This is a genomic window from Sphingopyxis sp. (assembly GCF_016463645.1).
GTDB lineage: Bacteria > Pseudomonadota > Alphaproteobacteria > Sphingomonadales > Sphingomonadaceae > Sphingopyxis.
In genome coordinates, this window is record NZ_JAEMQX010000041.1 from 1 (window position 1) to 18,589 (window position 18,589).

General features: G+C 63.4%; 18 protein-coding genes and 1 tRNA gene. 5 read left to right on the forward strand and 14 right to left on the reverse strand.

Annotation, left to right across the window (positions count from 1 at the left end; genetic code table 11):
- Positions 1-50: 50 nt before the first annotated feature.
- The 5 genes from JHC57_RS10635 to traA all read right to left on the reverse strand — a co-directional run bounded on the left by JHC57_RS10635 (position 51) and on the right by traA (position 8,082).
- A complete protein-coding gene (locus JHC57_RS10635) occupies positions 51-827 on the reverse strand; it encodes a PIN domain-containing protein (protein WP_294029974.1) in 777 nt (258 codons plus the stop codon).
- A gap of 36 nt (positions 828-863) precedes the next feature.
- The gene (locus tag JHC57_RS10640) at positions 864-3,371 is read right to left on the reverse strand and encodes a S8 family peptidase (RefSeq protein ID WP_294029975.1); all 2,508 of its coding nucleotides are present in this window, start codon (positions 3,369-3,371) and stop codon (positions 864-866) included.
- Positions 3,372-3,373: 2 nt separating this feature from the next.
- A complete protein-coding gene (locus JHC57_RS10645) occupies positions 3,374-4,354 on the reverse strand; it encodes an AAA family ATPase (protein ID WP_294029976.1) in 981 nt (326 codons plus the stop codon).
- Positions 4,355-4,683: 329 nt separating this feature from the next.
- Positions 4,684-5,145 (reverse strand): DUF6118 family protein, encoded by a 462-nt coding sequence (locus JHC57_RS10650; protein ID WP_294029977.1) that lies wholly within the window; start codon positions 5,143-5,145, stop codon positions 4,684-4,686.
- 9 nt (positions 5,146-5,154) lie between these two features.
- Entirely contained in the window at positions 5,155-8,082 is a 2,928-nt protein-coding gene (gene traA, locus JHC57_RS10655) for a Ti-type conjugative transfer relaxase TraA (protein WP_294030005.1), read from the reverse strand.
- A 102-nt stretch (positions 8,083-8,184) separates the two neighbouring features.
- On the opposite strand from traA, the gene traD reads away from it, so the two are divergent.
- From traD to JHC57_RS10670, 3 genes are all read left to right on the forward strand, one after another.
- Positions 8,185-8,508 (forward strand): conjugal transfer protein TraD, encoded by a 324-nt coding sequence (gene traD / locus JHC57_RS10660; RefSeq protein WP_294029978.1) that lies wholly within the window; start codon positions 8,185-8,187, stop codon positions 8,506-8,508.
- A gap of 16 nt (positions 8,509-8,524) precedes the next feature.
- On the forward strand, positions 8,525-8,734 hold the full coding sequence (locus tag JHC57_RS10665) for a conjugal transfer protein TraD (RefSeq protein ID WP_294029979.1): 210 nt from the start codon (positions 8,525-8,527) through the stop codon (positions 8,732-8,734).
- Between the two features lie 108 nt (positions 8,735-8,842).
- Positions 8,843-9,115, forward strand: a complete 273-nt coding sequence (locus tag JHC57_RS10670) for an excalibur calcium-binding domain-containing protein (RefSeq protein ID WP_294029980.1) — start codon at positions 8,843-8,845, stop codon at positions 9,113-9,115.
- Positions 9,116-9,120: 5 nt separating this feature from the next.
- Here JHC57_RS10670 and JHC57_RS10675 read toward each other — a convergent pair whose 3' ends face one another.
- From JHC57_RS10675 to JHC57_RS10690, 4 genes are all read right to left on the reverse strand, one after another.
- Positions 9,121-9,561, reverse strand: coding sequence for a MucR family transcriptional regulator (locus tag JHC57_RS10675; protein ID WP_294029981.1), 441 nt, complete (start codon positions 9,559-9,561; stop codon positions 9,121-9,123).
- Positions 9,562-9,572: 11 nt separating this feature from the next.
- Entirely contained in the window at positions 9,573-10,505 is a 933-nt protein-coding gene (locus JHC57_RS10680) for a HEPN domain-containing protein (RefSeq protein ID WP_294029982.1), read from the reverse strand.
- A gap of 62 nt (positions 10,506-10,567) precedes the next feature.
- A complete protein-coding gene (locus JHC57_RS10685; RefSeq protein WP_294029983.1) occupies positions 10,568-10,822 on the reverse strand; it encodes a hypothetical protein in 255 nt (84 codons plus the stop codon).
- Positions 10,819-11,712, reverse strand: a complete 894-nt coding sequence (locus tag JHC57_RS10690) for a zincin-like metallopeptidase domain-containing protein (protein ID WP_294029984.1) — start codon at positions 11,710-11,712, stop codon at positions 10,819-10,821. Before JHC57_RS10690 ends, JHC57_RS10685 begins: the two co-directional genes overlap by 4 nt.
- Positions 11,713-12,240: 528 nt before the next feature.
- On the opposite strand from JHC57_RS10690, the gene JHC57_RS10695 reads away from it, so the two are divergent.
- Positions 12,241-12,462 (forward strand): AlpA family transcriptional regulator, encoded by a 222-nt coding sequence (locus JHC57_RS10695; protein WP_294029985.1) that lies wholly within the window; start codon positions 12,241-12,243, stop codon positions 12,460-12,462.
- A 57-nt stretch (positions 12,463-12,519) separates the two neighbouring features.
- Here the strand turns inward: JHC57_RS10695 and JHC57_RS10700 are convergent, their stop codons facing one another.
- From JHC57_RS10700 to JHC57_RS10715, 4 genes are all read right to left on the reverse strand, one after another.
- Entirely contained in the window at positions 12,520-12,843 is a 324-nt protein-coding gene (locus tag JHC57_RS10700; protein WP_294029986.1) for a DUF736 family protein, read from the reverse strand.
- A 784-nt stretch (positions 12,844-13,627) separates the two neighbouring features.
- Positions 13,628-15,421: a ParB/RepB/Spo0J family partition protein gene (locus JHC57_RS10705; protein WP_294029987.1), complete on the reverse strand. Its 1,794-nt coding sequence runs from the start codon at positions 15,419-15,421 to the stop codon at positions 13,628-13,630.
- 423 nt (positions 15,422-15,844) lie between these two features.
- The gene (locus JHC57_RS10710; protein ID WP_294029988.1) at positions 15,845-17,056 is read right to left on the reverse strand and encodes a site-specific integrase; all 1,212 of its coding nucleotides are present in this window, start codon (positions 17,054-17,056) and stop codon (positions 15,845-15,847) included.
- A 196-nt stretch (positions 17,057-17,252) separates the two neighbouring features.
- A tRNA-Tyr gene (locus tag JHC57_RS10715) sits at positions 17,253-17,338 on the reverse strand.
- A 78-nt stretch (positions 17,339-17,416) separates the two neighbouring features.
- Between JHC57_RS10715 and rlmB the strand changes: the two genes are divergently transcribed.
- Complete coding sequence (gene rlmB / locus JHC57_RS10720) at positions 17,417-18,184, forward strand: 23S rRNA (guanosine(2251)-2'-O)-methyltransferase RlmB (RefSeq protein WP_294029989.1); 768 nt, start codon at positions 17,417-17,419, stop codon at positions 18,182-18,184.
- Positions 18,185-18,187: 3 nt separating this feature from the next.
- On the opposite strand, the gene JHC57_RS10725 is transcribed toward rlmB, so the two are convergent.
- The gene (locus JHC57_RS10725; protein WP_294029990.1) at positions 18,188-18,505 is read right to left on the reverse strand and encodes a 2Fe-2S iron-sulfur cluster-binding protein; all 318 of its coding nucleotides are present in this window, start codon (positions 18,503-18,505) and stop codon (positions 18,188-18,190) included.
- Positions 18,506-18,589: the final 84 nt, after the last annotated feature.

Sequence of the window (18,589 nt, forward strand, 5' to 3'; positions counted from 1 at the left end):
TTTTGCACGCCGATCACCCCACGAAGGGGGTGCCTATTGCACGCTGATCCTCAGAACTTGAGTTCCTCCAGCCATTCGGGCGCGAAATCATTAAGCAACTCGGCAAGGTTGAGGGAATAGATCGAACTCTCGCCGTCGAACAGCGACGCTATGTCGGGATGTGGCTGTCGCTCGTCGCCGCTGAGATTGCTGAAGTCGTTTTTGTTGTGGGTGACGAACGCCAAAACATCTTCGCCGTGGAGCTCAGAGAGCACCTCACTATAGAGTTCAATCAAGATGGCATCGCCGACACTATTTTTGCTTTTATGAAATGGCGCACGCTTTGCGATCGCTCGCTCGACCGCCCGGAGCTTAATCGAGTCCGATGTACTGAGGATCGTGGCCGCGTCGAACATGGCTTCGATCTTGTCGACCGAATCATTCACAGCGCTGCCAAGGATCGAAATCTTATGATCAGCATCATCCAGCTGACTCAGCGTGGCGCTTCTGTCATCCGGGCCGCCTAAAGCGGCCAATGCTTCCTTCACCCGTCGGAACGTGCTCGACAGACTTTTGCCGGCATCTGCGATGATCCGATCCTTATTTCGGGAAAACTCGTTGAGGACCTGCTGCGGAACCAATAGCTTTACAGCGCTGCTTTCGATCATTTGCTCTAAAGCGCCAATCGTTGCCCGCTGGCGATAGTCTTTTGCAATATCCAGCCAAACACAAGTGTCCACCAACAGATGTAACGTGGCGCTAGCCTCCTGCTCGGTCTTCGGTTCTTTCATCCCTTGAAGTGTCATGGCGTTCTCGTGCGATAGCGTTTCCGAACGGTCACGCAGCATCTACAAACTCAAAGCCCTGACCGGTCGATCAGGCGGTCAAATTTCGATCGCGATTTCCGTGGGAACTTGGGGTACGATTTGGGCGCTGATTTCGGAATAGAGATCCACACCCTCAGCCGCGCGAATTGTAGCAATTAGGCTATAGCGCACGCGTTCTCCGACGCGTTCCTGCGCAAGATTTTCGCGCCACCAGCCACCCGTCGGAACGATGACGATGCTGTTGCGCTCGGCGAGATCGGCGGCGGTACCCTCCCAAATATCCCCGTGAAGCGACCCCCGATGGCGAAGCTGCGGGCCGATGGTCCAGCCGGCGTCGCTTCCTTGCCGGGGAGGCGGGCGGGTCCCGGCCTCCGAGGTGATCCGGCGCAGGAATGTATCGAGTTTTTCGTCCGCAGGTTTCAGCGCGAAGCGCAAGCCGTGGCTCGCGTAACTGTGGCGGCGCGATTGTCCGCGTTCGCCGGGATTGGGCTCGACAAAATAGCTCAGTGTTATCCGCAGCTGGACAACCGTTCCGCCAAGCTCGAGCAGGCGCTCGCGGGGCCAGACGAGCTCATGAACCATCAGCTCGTCAGTCACCGCCTTGCTGTTCGCGATCTTAAACGGTGACAGGCTGTCTTCGACGACCATCGTCACGTCATTGTCGAGACTACCGATCGCGCGCGCGAGCGACGGTACGCCGAAGCCATAGCGGCGCAGCAATCCCGCTTTGTTGATTTCGCCGAGGTAGCCGGTCATCGCGGGAGTCCACTCGGCCGAATGAACGATCAGGCCGCGCACCGTCTCAGGCCACAGCGTCGGGCGCTCGGCCAAGATGCGGGCCGCCATTCTTGCGGCGAGCGCGGTGGCGGCGCTGGTGTCGCCGGTCGTCGTGAACGGCCGTTCGGCGATATTGCGATAGGTCGTCAGCAGCGCCAGATCATCGACATGATCGCCGAATCCCGACGCGGGATCGACACCCATATTTCCGCCCTCGAAAACGATGTCGGGCTTTAGCGGCCAGTCACGATGCCAACTGACCGAGGTGCGGCTGCGCGGGGTGAGGTCGCCGACACCGGCGAGCGCGTTCCAGCCCGCATAGGTGGTATCGGCGATCACCGATTTCTCGGTGAAGGCGCCGACGGTGAGCGCGTTCCACGCCTGCGCCGGGCTCTCGATCGGCATGAGGTCGTTACGTGAGGGATAGTCGGCGGCCACGATCGGCTCACGGATATTGCCCGCCGCGACCGTAAGGATGCGCGGGATTTCGTCGCGGCCGAAAGCGAGCGCGTCGAGCTGGGCCGACCATGATGACGGGCGTCCGCGCCAGTGATCGCCAGGACTTGTGATTGCGAGGCAAATCGCACGCGGCCGGTTTGGCGCCACAATCTCAGCACGCGAGATCGCCTGCGCGGTGATCGCACCATAAAGATCGGGATCGTTGGCGCCATGGTCGGGCAGGATTTTCACTGACTCGAGCCGATGTTTAACGGTGATCGGTCCCACGCTCGCCAATATGTCGGTCAGATCGCCGTAAAGGGCGATGCCGGACAGCTGCGTTCCATGCCCGCCATGAACGAGCGCGCTGAGGTCCTCGACCGCCCAACCAGCGTCATATGCTTGCTGATCGGCCGCGTTGAGCAGGGGACCGATCAGTTGGTGGCCAAGTGTCGTTCCGGAATCGAGAAGGCAGACCGCCGGCGCATCGGCCTCGCATGGGTCAAGGCGATCCACGAGGTCGGCCGACCATAGGTGCTGCTCGCCACCGTCGAGTCCCATGAAGAAGCCCGGCGTGTCACGCGCCATCCGAAGTTCAGCGATCGTATCGGTATTGGCGATGATCCTGCCCAAGTCCTCCGCCGTCGCATGGACGATTACCACATCGCGCTCGGCGAATTCGAGACACGTCTCGCGCACCGCGACGTTCAATATCCCGGCGGCAGTCTCGAAGCGCTCGCGCGTGCCCTTGCGCAGCCAAGCCTCCCACCAGGCCGCGGCGCCGGCAACGGGGAAAAGCTCCGCCGAATCGGTGTAGAAGGATCGTGCGACCGCCAGCCGGGCGGTTTCGATCGACGCGACGAGGCGCTCGTTCTTGGGCTTGCTGGTCTGCACCACCGAGCCGTCCGGCTGCACCTTTTCGCGGACATTATCCTCGGCCTGATAAGCTTGGACCTTGCCGAGATAATAGTTCCGCTGCGATTCCGGAACGAAGACGGTGGCGGCGACGAAATCATTGTCCATGGGCTGAACGGTGACGAGTTCGATCGGAAAATTCTTTGTCTTACGCTCAAGTTTGTCGACCATGTCCGCCTGATCGGCGGGCAGCTGGAATTCGATGTAGAAACCCGGCGTCCCAGCGGCAACCAGCGGGTCGCGTGCCGCAATCAGCGTCTCGCCGGCGACGACAACGTCGGTAAGTGCTTTGGTCAGCTGTGCCGCGTGCGCAGCTCGGTCACGCGGCGGCACCGCCGATCCGCCCCCGCCCGCAGAGTAAGCGGTGTAGCCGAGCGACTTGCCCGAGCCGGGAAGATAGAAATGCGAGTGGGGCCGCGCGGGCTCGTCAGCCATCGTTATCGACGCGCCGCAGCCTTGCGCTCACCGACTGCCTGCAGAAGATCGGCCGCCTCGATCCGCTCGCGATCGGCGAGCAGCGCATATTTCGCGGCTTCATCGGCGATACGCGCAAGGTCGGCTTGGCTGAGTCCCGCAGCGTCCGTCACGATCGGCTTCCAATCGACCCCCTTAGTGTCGAAGGTCGATAAGCGGCTTTTCAGAATAGCCCGGGCCACGTCCTCGCTCGGTAGAGCATATTCGATCACATCGTCGAAGCGCCGAAACAGTGCTGGATCGAGGAGTTCGGGGTGGTTCGTCGCGGCGATGATCAGCCCTTCGCTCTCGTCTTCCTCTAGAAATTGCAGGAACGAGTTGAGGACCCGACGGATTTCGCCGACGTCGTTGCGTTCGCTGCGCCGCGCGCCGATCGCGTCAAATTCGTCGAAGAAATAGACGCCACGCGTCTCGGTCATCGCCGAGAAGACGGTCCGCAGCTTAGACGCGGTCTCACCGAGAAACTTAGTGAGCAGTCCGTCAAGCAACACGGTGAAGAGCGGCATCTTGAGTTCGCCGGCCATCGCCGCGGCGGTCATCGTCTTGCCGGCACCCGGCGGACCGATAAGGAGAAGCTTGCGGCGCGGCCTGAGCCCATGCTGGCGCAGCCGGTGCTGCTGGCGCTGCTCGACAAGGACTCGTTGCAGCCGATCGCGCAGATCCTCGGGCAGCACCATGCTCGACATGCGCGTGTCGACATATTTGACCGCGACGAGGTTCGCGAGTTCGCCCTTAGGCTGCACGAGCGGGACGGCCTTGCCACGGGCTGGCACCTTTGCGCGCGCACGCGCGTCATCGACGAGATCGCGAAGCTGTTGGGCGAGCTTGCCATGCCCGCGCCGCGCCTCGTTGGCTGCTGCCTGCATCGCGATCGTGTAGAACTGCTCGTCGTCGCCTTCGAAATGGCTTTGGAGCAGGGCAATGAGATGGGTGGCCGTCGTCACGGATAAATCGCACTTCCGGCTGTGCCGACTGACTTCATGACCAACTTCCGTGCTGTTTTGCTACGGCAAAGCCCTGAAATTACAGGAAAACCGATCGCCCCCAAATCGCCATGCCGTTCTATAGCCGTTTTCCTAAAAAGACAATTGCCGGTTTCAGTCTTCTACTCGCGATGGGCGCGCGACGAACCTTGTTCCGTTCCGCCGAGAAGAAAAAAGGTGGTGAGGCGACCGCACTTCACGGGCGATCGACCGTCCGCTTTGGATATCCTCTAATCCCTGAGCTTACGGCGTATATCAGGCGCATTGCCGTCGAAATGCGAGGTTACCTATTAGGTCCACGCCGCCACGCCGATGAGCGTCCAGAACGCCCCCAACAGCAATCCGCCGGCGCCCGCCCAAGTCACCCACCAATCCTGCTCCGCGTTCGACCGCTTCCGCTTGATCATGCCCTCGACGCGGCCGAGCGACCGCGCCAGCTCCGCGCGGGCATCGGCGACGGATTTGCGATCCTCGGCGCCATAGGATCGCGATGCTTCATGGCTTTCCGCCGCAAGGGTCAGCGGCGTCAAGCGCATCGCCGGCTTGTCGCGGATGCTTTCGATGTGCTGATCGATGTTGTCGAGGCGCGCTTCGATTTTACGAAGTGTGGGCGAGTAGTCGGGCAGCTTGTCCTTCGCGGCCGTCAGCCCTTCAATCGCCGCGTGCAGGAGGGATACTTCCTTGCGCAGCTCGTCGAAGGCTTCGGCGGCATTGTTCGAGGGCGCGGGCGAGCTGGTCCGTTTTACTGTCATGGCTCTCGGCTACATCGATATTCCTATTCCGCGCGAGCGGCCGAGCCATTGCTGGAGGTCGTGAGACAAACTTTCGGTCGCACGAGATTTCAGGCCCAGTTCGGCGCGGCGGTCTCGGAGCAGCGACTCGAGCTGCGGATCGCGATGGAGGCTCTTCGCCATGTCGGTCAGGTTGGCGCGGGCCGCATCCCGTGCCGCATAGGTCGGCGCGTCTTTCGCCCGCGCGCTTTCTTTCTTCCATGAGGCGACGAACAGTTCGGCACGCTTCTCGGTCTCGGCGGCGAGCTGCTTCGCCTGGACCGCCAGCCGCGCACGATCGCGCACCGCGCGTTCGGCCGCCACGCGCTCGGCCGCGCGCGCTGCCTCCTGCCGGTCCATCGCCGCGATCGCGCCCGCGGCCCGACCCTCCGCCGTGTCCTTCGTCAGTTGATAGCTCTTCCCGAACGCCTCGCGCAGATCGCTCGCGCCGCCGGGACGCAACGCATCCAGCTCGGTTCGCGCCTTGCGATAGGCGTCGATCTCGTGCGGCAGCTCCTTGCCGCCGGCGCGCCGGACGTCGACGATCTCCTTTGTCACGCGCGCAAAACGCTCGACCGCCTTATGAAGCGGCGACTGCTCCGCTGCGGGACCCAGCGACCGCGCATTCACGCGAACATCCGCAAGCCCGACTGCCCGCTTGACCTCGGGCACCATCTTCCCAGGATCTTTGCGCGACACGGAGAGGTCCAGCCCGTCGAACATGCCAGGCTTTAGCTCCGCCGCCGCCTTCGCAGGTACGGGCGCACGATAATCGCTCGCCATATCCTTGCCGCGCTCGCGCGATGCGGCGCGAACAAGCTTGGACTGGCTCGCAAAATCGTCGCGTCCGTAGTACACATAGACCTGCTCGCGATGCCTGGACAGCGCGACATAGGTCGAGTGGCTGTCTACCCCCGGCGTCGCGAGCACCTGCACCCGGTCGACCGTCATGCCCTGCGCCTTGTGGATCGTGGCGGCATAGCCATGATCGACATGGGCATAGTCCTTCAGATCGAACGCGACGCTGCGCCCGTCGTCGAGCATCACGGCCATTCGCATCCGGTCGACATTCTGCACGGTGCCGAGCGAGCCGTTCTTCACGCCGATGCTCCGCTCGTTCCGCAGGAACATCACACGGTCATTCTCGGCGAACATTCGCTCGCCGCGTTCGACGGTGATCGCCACCTCTCTGCCAAGTGCCCCGTCGGTTTTCAGACGCTCCCGCACCTCCTCATTAAGCGCCCGCACCTCGTCGTTGGTGTGGGTCAGAATGATTCGGCTCGCATCAGGATGCTGCTGCCGGTCGCGCTCCCAGGCATCGACCAATTCGGTCCGCGCCGCCTCGCGCCTCTCTGTCGCGTGCACAAAGCCCGCCTCAGCATAGCGACCGATCGCTTCGCCCGTCCGGCCGGTCGCGAGCTCGCGCGTCGCCTGACGCTGCCAGTCCTCCTGCTGGCGGCGGATGTCCATGATCTCGACGGCGCCGTGGCGTTCGGCGACAGACCGAAATGCCGCGCCCGCCTCAATCGCTTGCAACTGTTGCGGATCGCCGACCAGCACCACCTTCGCACCCTGGCGCTCGGCTTCCGACACGACGCGTTCAAGCTGGCGGGTCCCGACCATCCCGGCTTCGTCGATGACGAGGATATGCTTGTTGGTCAGGCGCTCGCGATCGTTGGCCCATTGATGTTCGAGGCTGGCGAGCGTGCGCGAGCCGATGCCCGAGCCCTGTTCGAGACCCTCGGCCGCGATCCCCGAGAGCGCCGCGCCTTGCACCTGATAGCCCGCCGCTTCCCACGCCTCGCGCGCGACGCCGAGCATCGCGCTCTTACCCGTCCCGGCATAGCCGATGACATTGCTGATCCCGCGCGAATTGGTCACATGTTCGAGCGCGCCGCGCTGTTCGACCGACAGGTCGAGACCCCGTTCGGCGGCCAGCGCAAGCGCCCGGTTGCGCTGGCGGTCGGGCACTGCATGATTGCGCCGCACGTCGAGCGTCGCGGTCGCGCGTTCGAGGCGCTGTTCGGTGTCGATCATGCTGCGCGATGTGAAGCGGTGTTCGCCGCGGCCGTCCTTGCCGAGCGCGACCAGCTCGGGCGATGCTTTCACCGCGCCCATCACCGCATCGAACTGCTCCCTGCCATCGCTGTGCCGGTGCACGAACATCGCAAGATCGCGGTTCGTGAACGTGGCCTGCCGGTGCGTGATCGCGTCGAGCGCGATCGATGGATTGGCGATGATCTTGTCGCCGTTCGTCCGGGCGATCTCGAGATGCTCGCCGTGCCGCTCGGCTTCCAGCCCTTCCGCCACCATGCGCGACGCCGCCGGGCCGATCTTGTGCTGCGGCTCGAGGTCGATGCCCTGCGCTTCCAGAGTCCTATGATCGACACGCGCATCGATATCGAGCGCGGCCAGTCGCTCGTTGACATGCTCGGCCCAGGCTTCGCGCCAATGGGTCAAAAGCTCGGTCCGGTTCCAGTCGCGCACTTTGGCCCCGAACTCGGCGCTGCCATCCTCGCCAATGCGGATATCGCGCATCGTCAGCATGACATGCGCGTGCGGCTTTGCGAGTCCGTCGGCGCCGATATCCCAATGGACATTGAGGTCGGCGACCATGCCGCGATCGACGAATTGGCGTTCGACAAATTCCCGCGCAAGCTCGATCCCCTGCGCCTCGGTCATCTCGCGGGGGATCGCGAACTCAATCTCACGGGCCAGCTGCGCGTCCTTGCGAAGCTCGGCGGCTTCGACATCATTCCAGAGCTGCTCGCGGTCGCGCCATTCCTCGGGGGCGCCCTCGGGCAGCATTACCTCACTGTGCACAACCCCCGCCTTGTTCGAGAAGTCGTGGCTGCGACCGAGCCGCTCGTCGTGAAGGCGATCGGCCGACCGATAGGCCGCGCCCTCACACGATTTCATCGCGCTCGGGATCACAGCATCTCGTTAGATTTCAGCGTATTGCCGGGTTTTGAGATTCGGCATAGCTGGTTCGTCCGACCCTCGGACATGGAAGGACAGACGATGCGTAAACCGCGTGATTTCGACGCCGAACTCCACGCGCTCACCGACAAGGCGAAGGCGCTGAAGTTGAAGAAACAGAGCCAGCTAGGCGAGCTGGTGTTAGCAACCGGCGCTGGCGCGCTGTCGATCGAGCAGCTAGCAGGCGCGCTGCTCGACGCAGCCGGTGCCGAAACCTCGCGAAAGGAGGCGTGGCGCAAAAGCGGCGCGGCCTTCTTTCGCGGCGGTCGCGCCCGCGCTCGCAAAGGCGCTGTCGGCAACGCGGGCGGCGGCACGGCGAACAGTGCAGGCGAGCAATCGCCTTCAGGCGAAGCGGGCGCGGCATGACACGCGGGAATGGCAGGTGAAACGCCGCGAACGCACGCGCCAGCTGATCGAGCTCGGCGGTCTCGTCGCCAAGGCCGACCTGATCGAACTCACGGGCGACGATCGCGCGGTCATTCTCGGGCTTCTCGTCGAGGCGGGCGCAAAGCTGCGCGGCGAAGGACGCGAGCAGCAATTGCTGCTCTGGCGTCGTCGCGGCAAACGAACATTCGAAGTCACCCCGGCATGACAGTCGCGATACCGAACATTTACCACGCACAGCTATGTCTGTCCTATGGCCCGGCACTGGAAACCTCGACAGCGCAGTCGGCGCAAGGCTTCGGCGTCCAGCATACTCTTGGGCGCCGGACTGCTCGGCGCGATCGTCGGTGTCGGCTCGGTCGGCACGACATCGGATGGCCGCGCGCAGCTTTATGCCGCCGCTGAAGAGTTCAGCGGCGCCAATGGTCTTGCCCGCGAGCGCGCGCCGCAGGCGGGCGATCATTGGCGGCGGTGCGACGATGCGCGCGCGGCAGGATCAGCGCCAATCTATCGCGGCGAGCCGGGCTATCGGGAAGGTCTTGATGCCGACAACGACGGGATCGCGTGCGAACCCTATCGCGGTCAATAAGAAGCCTACTTCAACTTCGCGCGGCCGCGCGCTGCAGGCTTGCGCCCGCCGCCGCGCCCCTTGGTACCTAGACCGATCTGCTTCGCAAGCGCACGGCGCTTTTCGGCATAGTTGGGCGCGACCATCGGATAGTCCTTGGGCAGGTTCCATTTGGCGCGATAGTCTTCGGGCGTCATGCCAAAATGCGTCATCAAATGGCGGCGGAGCATCTTGAGCTTTTTGCCGTCTTCGAGGCAGACGATATAGTCGGGCTTCACCGATGCGCGCACCGACACCGCAGGCTGCTGCGGCTCGGGTTCGGGTTCAGCGCCGGACGCGAGACCGGTAAGCGCTTCGTGCACCGAACGGATGACGAGCGGGATGTCGGATATGGCGACGCTGTTGTTGCTGACATGGGCGGCGACAATGTCGGCGGTCAGCGTGACCAGCGTTTCGGTATCTTCCATATTTTCTCTCTTCATCCTGCTTCTCGCGCCGTGTTTTCGAGTTCTGCGATGCGCTCATGGCATATCGTTTCAACAATTGAGGCAAGCTTTTCGACGCGCTCGCCGAGCCACGCCAACTCCTCCTCGTTGATCTTGTAGCTCTTCGAATATCGCGCCTTCACATAGGCCTGTTTGAGCTTCTCGAACCGCTTGCGGTCCGTTTTCGCTTCGCGCGGCCAAGCGTCCACGAGGCGCAGATCAAATCCTTCGGCCTGGGTCCTTAGAAAAGCCAGATTGTGGATATGGGGCGTGTAAAAGGTTCGCACTAACAGAGCGCAATGATAATATCTTTCAGTGGCTTGATGGAGCTGGAACGCCGCGTTGTTAAGCCAGCCTGCTTTGAGGGCGCTGCGGTAGTGATGCATGAACTCCGCGCCGCTGGGGAACCAATCATCAAAATACTCTCGCGCCATGTCGAGCGCCTCATGTGGCGTCATGGGCTTTGGGTCGGGCAACAACTCCTCGTCGTGCGCCTGATAAAGCGCGATTCCATCACGCGCGATGTCCATGAAGAAATACCGACCTCGCGCGAGCCCTTCGTTCACTTCACCATTACTGTGGACGATGAAGTTTACCGGCGTGTGCAGCGTCTTCATCACCCCGAACTCTCGGTTCAAATGGTCCTCGAGTTTCGACCAATATTCGACGCGGTCGGTAAGGCGCTGATCATTGACGATGATGAGAAGATCAAAGTCGGACTGATAGCCCTTTGCCGTGTGCGGTTCGTCGACCCAGCCGCCGCGAGCGTAGCTGCCGTACAGGATAATCTTGGCGATGCGCCCCTTCTTCTTCCAATCCATCGTTGCGCGCGCGGTCGAATCCTCGAACTCCTCGAAGATGATCTGCACGACACGCTCCAGTTCGCGCTGTTTGTGCGGGGGAAGATGATCGATGTCGCTGCGCATATCAGGCCCGATCTTAGAAAGCCGTTGGACCGGATGGCAAGCGGCATCCGGTGCAACACAAATTATAGCCATGGCCAGACCAAGCGCGGGAAGCGCGCGTGCAGGCAACGCGACCACATGCCAAGCGCGCGGGCGAAGTCGCGTGTGACTTCGTCAACAATGATACCGTGGCGCAACGCCAGTTCATCATAGGGCGTATTGTCGAAGCGGATCGACAGGAAGATATCGCTCTGCCGCGCGGTCATCTTGCCGAGCGCAATCACCATCCGGCGCTCGGCGTCCTCGATGGTCACCGTGGACAGATCGCGGCGCCTCATTGCCGGTCGCCCGCAATGGTGAGAAGATAATCGCTCGCCTTGCTCGCCTGACTGGCGGCGCGGAAAATCGCCTTCTCGTCGCCCCGAAGCACGGAAAGCCATGATGCAATATAGTCAGCGTGTCGAACCGTGGGCGCGATGCCGAGCGAAGCGCAAGTGAACGCCGCCGCCATTTCGGCGACAAGTTCCTCCTTGGCATAGGCCTCCGACCCGAACCCGCCTTTCTGGTCGCGATCCAAGCGGCTGGCATGGCCGGTCCAGTGGCCAAGCTCGTGCAGCGCGGTGCGATACCAGTTGATGGGTTCGCGGAAAGCGGCCTGCGGCGGCACCTGCACAAAGTCATGGGAAGGGCTGTAGAAGGCTTCACCGCCGCCGAAGTTGAACGCGGCGCCGCTCGCAGCAATCAGCGCGTCGGCCTCGGCGATGGCAAGCACCGGATCGGGGCCGACCATCGGAGCGGTAAAATCTTCCGGCAGTCCCTCGCACTGATTGACGTTGAACACGACAAAGCGTTTGAGGAACGCCACTTGCCGCGCCCCGCGATCCTCGCCGCGCGCCGCCTCGGCTTCGGCCTTGGGCGTGAATCGGTCAGCGTAGCAGACGACGGTGCCCTTCTCGCCGCGCGGCACATTGCCGCCTGCTGTCTCTGCCTGCCTATATGTAAGCCAGCGCTGCGACGCATAGCCATTGGCAATACCCTCGGCCCACAGGATCATCACATTGATGCCGCTATATATGCGCGCCGTTCCAGCATTTTGCGGCATCGAGCATCCGCATGCCGCGCTATCCCAAGGCTGCACCCATGGCAGCCGCCCTTCTTCGAGCTCCGCGATGATCCGGTTGGTGACCTCGGTGTAGAGGCTCGCCCGCTCAATCCTTTCTTTGCGCATGACCCTTCTCCTTTCAGCCACCGCACCCCGGCCCGGAAGGGGGCGGAGGTGGGCGGCAGGAAGGAGCCGGCAGACCCGCGAGATCGGCCGGGCTGCATCCGAAGGACCGGAACGAAGTGGCGGACCCGCAGGGTTGCGGCCCGGCCGGGCGGGGCTAAGGCGAGTGACGCCCACCTCCGCTCCCGCCGTGCCGGTCGGACAACGCCGCCGCGAAGCGGCGACCGCTGGAAATCGCCACCTCAAGGTACCGAGTGCGCGCGCACCGAATCGGCGCGCTCGATTCGGACGCGACCGTCCCAGACGGTCTCATTTCTCCAAATCGGCGGCGAAAGAACCAAATCGAGGTCAATTTTCCGCCTCGATCAATTCGTGCCCCAGGGTGCTATGTGGTGCGGCAGGGTACATCTCTGGGGCGCCACGGGGTGTCCCGGGACCAATGGCCGTCTCATGCAATTGACCACAGCGGGGAGCGCATCAATCTTCGGGAAGTGAGAGGACAACCCACGCCAAGATATGGAGAAAAATCCCATGGCAACTCTTCAACCCGACCGCTTCCTCCGCCTTGGTACGGTCCTCGACCGAACGGGCCTCAGCCGCGCGACGCTCTACCGCAAGATCGATGCCGGCACCTTCCCGCGCCAGCACAAGCTCGCGGCGCGCTGCTGCGGGTGGCGCGAGTCCCACGTCAATATCTGGCTCCGCAATCCGATGACCTTCACGATCAAGGATCTGCCGCCGGACGAAGACTAAACTGCCAAACATGGCAAAGCCCCGCGCCGCCAAGGCGGCGCGGGGTCGAAGCCCGCCTCAGTCGACCGGGTTCCAGATGAGCGCGTAGCCGTCCTCGCCGTCCTGCCCGGCGGCGCGGCCGAGGTTCGCGTAGAGGCGGCGCGGACCGAACTCGGGAGCCGCGAGGCTGAGCGACACATAGGGCTCGCGCGATACCTGGCCGATGCGGATCCAGCCGGCACCGATCTCGACGCCCTCGGAATAGACCCGGTAGTCGGGCTGGACGTCGCCCGCCTTCGAGCGGTTGGTGCGGATTTCGATCGCTGCGCGGATCGAGAGGGTCTTCAGCTGGCCCACGAAACCCTGTTCGATGGTGCCGTTCACAAAGCCGATTGCTGCCATTGGTCGTCTCCTCAAATGCACCGCGGGACCATTCCTGCGGCATGGGTGGACCAGGGGCCGGCGCATGAGGTGACCCGCGAACCCGCAAGGGCCGCAGCAAAGCGGAGGAGTGCGGCGGCGCTATTATTTGAAAGCGAAGCGGCCGCGAGGAGCCGGCACAGCCGGCGGGGAAATAGTCGCGCCGCCGCACTTTTTCGGGCCGCCGCGCCGGTTCAGGTCAACTCGCCCGTCGCCGGGAATGGTCCTGTGTTGATGACGAGACGAGGAAGCTTGGCGTCGCCGAACGGAGCGCGAGGATTTCGTAGCACCTACGGGACCCGCGATCCGCGCCCGTCGATCCACGACCGAGCTCGGTGCATGTACGCCGCACTGACTGACTTGGGCCAGTTCAGGGCGGAATAGAGTGCCGATCACGGGTTAAGAAATGGGCGCGCCGCTGTCGCAGGCTGGCGCATTCCGAAGGCCCGAAAAAATTCCGGCTATGCAATCCGGCACGACCAGATAGGACGGGCATACCTGCTGCCGGAGTCGGGCCGTTTGCGACCCGCGACCCATTCTCCGGTGGCCAGGGGCGAGGCATCTTCGATGCTTTTTCGTCGGGGCGGTGGGAGGGGGGAAAGTTCGCACCGCCCCATATTTTCCAAATAATTCGGCAGACCTGCGCGCCGATGCCGCTTGCGGCAGCGGCGCGCGCCGGACGAACAACGCCGCGCCGGTCGAGACCGGCGCGTCAATTGCCCCGCGCGAAAAATGAGCGGGCGACCAAAGCCGCCCGCCCTATCCATCAAGCTGCGAGGGGCGGATTTTCCTCGCTATCGCCCTCTTGGGTTTCCGCAACCTCCCCCTCGGCGCTGGCCGCCAATTCATGCCGGACGCTTGCAGCCGACTTCACGCTGCCGACCCTACCGCGCGAGGTATAGGCCGAAGGCGGAAAGGCCATCCACTTCGGAATCCACGGTTCGGCCTTCGCCCGACCGTTCGTGCCTTCAAGGCAGTCCGAGACGATAGCCTTCAAGGCCTTGCCCTTCTCACCGGCGTTCGCTGCCGCGACCTCCGATCCAGCGACCTCGCCGACGATTGCGAGCAGGACTTCGCGGTCGCGAAGCTGGTCGAAGAAGGCCGCGTCCGCCGACCAATGCTGGCGCATGTCGGTGCCGAGATGGAGGCCGATCATCTCCACGGCCTCGCTTCCCGCCTGCAGCGTCTCGCCCATGACGATCGCCACGATCTCCAGCACCACCGGATCGGGAAGATCGAGAAGCCGCGCGAACAGCGGGGCAAAAGGGGGACGGTTCATCGGCCTTCCGGTGACGGTCGGCGCTTCCTCGTCGAATCCGAGAACGCCAAGCACCGCGCGGCGCTTGCGGTCAAAGGCCGCCTCTGCGGAACAGGTTTCGACGCTCTCCGCAATATCTTCCTTCGGCGCCCGCTGGCCCTCGACATCGACGCGCCAGAGGTCGGCCCCCGCGATGACATGCGCGAGCATCGCCCGCAAGGCCACCCCGCCATGCCCCGCCAGATCGGCCCGCACCGCCGCATGGCGATGAAGGTCGATATAGGCATTGAGCGGACCCGACACTTCCGGACGAACGGGCTTGGTGATCACGGTATCATCCTCCCCGCTCCCGCTGCCGCCGGAAAGCCGCTTCGCTTCCTTGGTGGTGGCAAAGCCTTCGTGGAAGCTCACCTCGCCGCTCTCGCGGACCTCGACATAGATGCGGCCGCCCTTGCGCTTGCCCGCATGGGCATAATCCCACGACCGGAACCAGTCGCCGCGCGCCATGATGACGACATCGGACCAACCTGCTTCGAGATAAGCCGCCTTACGCGCCTCGATGGCTGCCATCTGCGCCGACCAGAAGGCATCGGCATCGGCAAAGAAGCTGTCATCGCCGAACAGGTCCGACACGACAGCGAGCTTCGCTTCCTCGGCATCGAACAACGCGTGCTTCACCGCGATAGCCGTGCCTCCGAACAACCATGATTTCAGCTGATGGCCGGTCGGGCAATAGGCGCCCTCGTCGTCGAACAACGCCAGCCACGCTTTCTGCTGGCTCTTGGAAGCGAGGGTCAGATGGCGAACCGTTCCCGCGTCGATCTGGCCGCTGCGATAGAGGGTGCGGATGCGCGGCAGAAGATTGCCGAGCGCGAGAATGCGCTTCACCGTACGCGGCTCGAACCCGAAGCTGTCGGCGACCTCCTCGACACTGCGCCCCGCCTTGACGAGCGCGACGAACGCTTCCCACTGGCTGACCTCGTCGGGCTGCACCCGCGCGAGATTTTCGAGCATCGACGCTTCGAGCGCGTCGGCATCGTCACCTTCGTCGAGAATGGCGCAAGGGATAGGCTTCACCGCCCCGCCCTCACGCGCGACGGCGCCCACGGCGGTAAAACGCCGACGCCCCGCGACGATCTCGTAATGGCCTTCCGAACAATTGGGCCTCACGAGCAGCGGAACCAGCACCCCGCGCGCGCGGATGCTCGGCATAAGGTCTGCGACGTCGGGATCTTTCCCCTTCCCGCGCATGTTGGCGGCGGCGATGGACAGATTGCCCAGATCGATGAAATCCAGCTTCATGACGTTCTTCCTTCTCTTCAACCACACCCGGCCCCGGACGGCGGGGCGGGCGGCGAGAAAAGGCGACGGGACCGCGCCAAAGGACGACGCGCACCCGAAGGGCTGCAACGAAGTGAAGGAGCCGGGCATCGCCCGGCTTGCGCGACGGCCGAGCGGTCCCATAGCCGTGCGCCGAACGACACGCTGTCCGTGGCCGGCCAACCCGGCAGCGCCGCCGTGCGGTCAGCGCGGCGTCAACATCGGACAACAGACGCGCCCTTGGCGAAGCCGCAGGCGGGACGGCGTGCGCGCGCAGCTGTGCTTAGCCGCCGCCCCGCCAAGAGCAGCGAGCCAATAGCGCTGCGCGGCCCACCCAAGCAAACGCGCGACCTCTAGCGGCAGCCTGCCGCCGCCAGTGCGCGCTCAATTGAAGCCGCGCTCAGTTTAGACCAGCGCAGCCGAATTTTCTGATGCGGCAGCGCCGCCGGCGCAGTAATCGCCCCAAGCCTCCATCAGCCTGACACGCGCACCCGGCTGCGCCGGCGTGCCAAGATAGGTTGTGCGGCGATAGGCCGCCTGCACAGCATCGGGTGTCTTGTGAGCCAGCGCCGCTTCCACCACGGCATCGGGAAAATCATCATTGGCCGCCCAGTCAGTGAATGTGGAACGGAAGCCATGCACATGGAACGGCTCCTTCATGTCGCGCAGCACTTTGAGCAGCGTCATGTCCGACATCGGCTTTCCAGCCACGCCCGGAAAAACGACATTGGTATCCGGAAGCCGGAAGGCATTGGCCTTGGCGAGCACCGCCATAGCTGCGTCGGACAGCGGGACCATGTGGGCCTTGCCCCGCTTCATATGGTCCGCCGGAATAGCCCAGATGCGCGCTTCGAAATCAAACTCATCCCAAGTCGCAAGCCGAACCTCCTGACTGCGCACGCCTGTCAGGATGAGCAGTTCGAGCGCCAGTCGCCCGAATGCTGGCTTTCGACGCAAAGCGACCATGAACTCGGGCAACGCGCTATAAGGCATCGCCTTGCGATTCTCGCGAGATTTGACCTGTCGCGGCAATCCGCGCCCGGCTTTTAGGCTGCCATTGCCCGACGGAGCTTCGGTGGAGCGCCAGCCTTTCGCGTGCGCATAATCGAGGACGACGCAGATCCGGTTGCGCACCTGACGCGCCGTTTCGGGAATCTCCTGCCATATCGGCAACAGCACGTCGATGATGTCCGATGCGGCGATTCTCCCGGTCGGAAGGTCGCCCAATTTCGGGAACGCATAGCTCTCGAGGGCCGCAAGCCATTGGCGGGCATAGATGGCACTTTTCCAGCCCGCCGCATTCTCGCTATGATATTGACGCGCCGCTTCCCGGAATGTCACCTTGGCGGCGGCTTCGTCCTTCCTTTCCGCCAGCACATCGCGACCTTCAATCTTGACCGCCTTGCGAAGTTCGTTGGCTTTCTCACGCGCCTCCGCAAGCGGAAGCAGCTTGGCGCTGCCCAAGCCGATATCCTGGCGTTTGCCGTCACGTTGCAGCCTAAGAAGCCAAGAGGCCCCTCCCCGCTTATCGACCTTCAGAAATAGCCCATCGCCGTCCTGATATGTGCCGGGATTCGCCAACGCTGCCTTAACCGCCAAAGCCGTAAGCTTTTTCATAGGGTTAATCCAATTTTTTACCCCCACACTCGGAAGCCCGATTCTTAGGGGTCGAAAAACTTACCCCCACGTTCTCCCCACACTTTTCACTGCGCTGCAGTGACACGGCATGGGATGCAGAGGAACGACCGAGGGATAATACCCTAGGTTTTCTGCGGCTTCCAGCGATTTTAGGAGATGCCCTCGGACCAGAGGGTGGTGGACAGGGCTGGATTCGAACCAGCGTACGGAAACCCGGGCAGATTTACAGTCTGCTGCCTTTAACCACTCGGCCACCTGTCCTTGGGGCCCGCTTTGGGAAGCGGTCCAATGGCGAAACGAGGCTTGCCTGTCAATGCCAGTCATGGGAAAGGCGCGCGCATGAAGCAATTTTCCCGTCATCGCCGCCCGCAGGGCCAGAGTTCGCGCGGTCAGGCCGTCCGTTTCTGGGGCCGCCACGCCGTATTGGCGGCGCTCGCCAACCCCGAACGCACGGTCAAGCGCATCTGGGGCACGCGCGAGGCGCTCGGCCAGCTCGACCTGCCGCCGGTGATTCCCGTTTCCTACGCCGATGTCGCCGACCTCGCGCGCCTCGTCGCACGCGACGCGCCGCATCAGGGGCTGGTGATCGAGGTTGACCCGCTCGAGGGCGTCTATCTCGGGGACCTGCTGCAGGAAGAGGTCGACGCGGGCAGCAAGCGCCCGCTCGTCATCCTCGACCAGGTCACCGACCCGCACAATATCGGCGCCGTTCTGCGCTCGGCCGCCGCGTTCGATGCGGCGGCGATCATCACCCAGGATCGCCACAGCCCGCCCGAAAGCGGCGTGATCGCGCGCTCGGCGTCGGGCGCGCTCGAAACCGTGCCGTGGGTGCGCGTCGTCAACCTGTCGCGCGCGCTCGAGGAAATCGCCGAGGCGCAATATTGGCGCATCGGGCTGATGGGCGACACCGAAACGACGCTCGGTTCGACACTGGACGGCAGCAAGGTCGCGCTGGTGCTCGGCTCCGAAGGCGACGGCATGCGCCACAATGTCATGGAGCATTGCGACGTGCTGGCGAAACTCCCCATCTCGCCGCGGATGGAGAGCCTCAACATTTCCAACGCCGCGGCGATCGCGCTCTACGCGGTCGCGACGGCGGGCCGGTAAGTCTCAATCCTCGGCGGCGATCCGCACGCGGAGGCCATCGAGCGCATCGCTGAACGGGATCTGGCACGACAGACGCGACGCGTCGTCGCGGTCGGTGGTCGAATCGAGCAGGTCGTTCTCGTCCTCGCTCATCGCGGGCATCGCCGCGACATCGCCCGCCTCGACATGGACATGGCAGGTCGCACACGAACAACAGCCGCCGCACAGCGCGAGCAACTCATCGAAGCCCGCGTCGCGGATATTTTCCATCACGGTCAGGCTGGTGTCGCCCTCGATCTCATGCTCGGTTCCGTCGCGCGTCACGACAATCAGCTTCGCCATGCCAGTCCTCACAGGTTTCTTGTTGCAGGCGCTATGTCGCGCGTTGCGCGCCAAATCAAGCGTTGCTATCAGCCATCAAAAGAA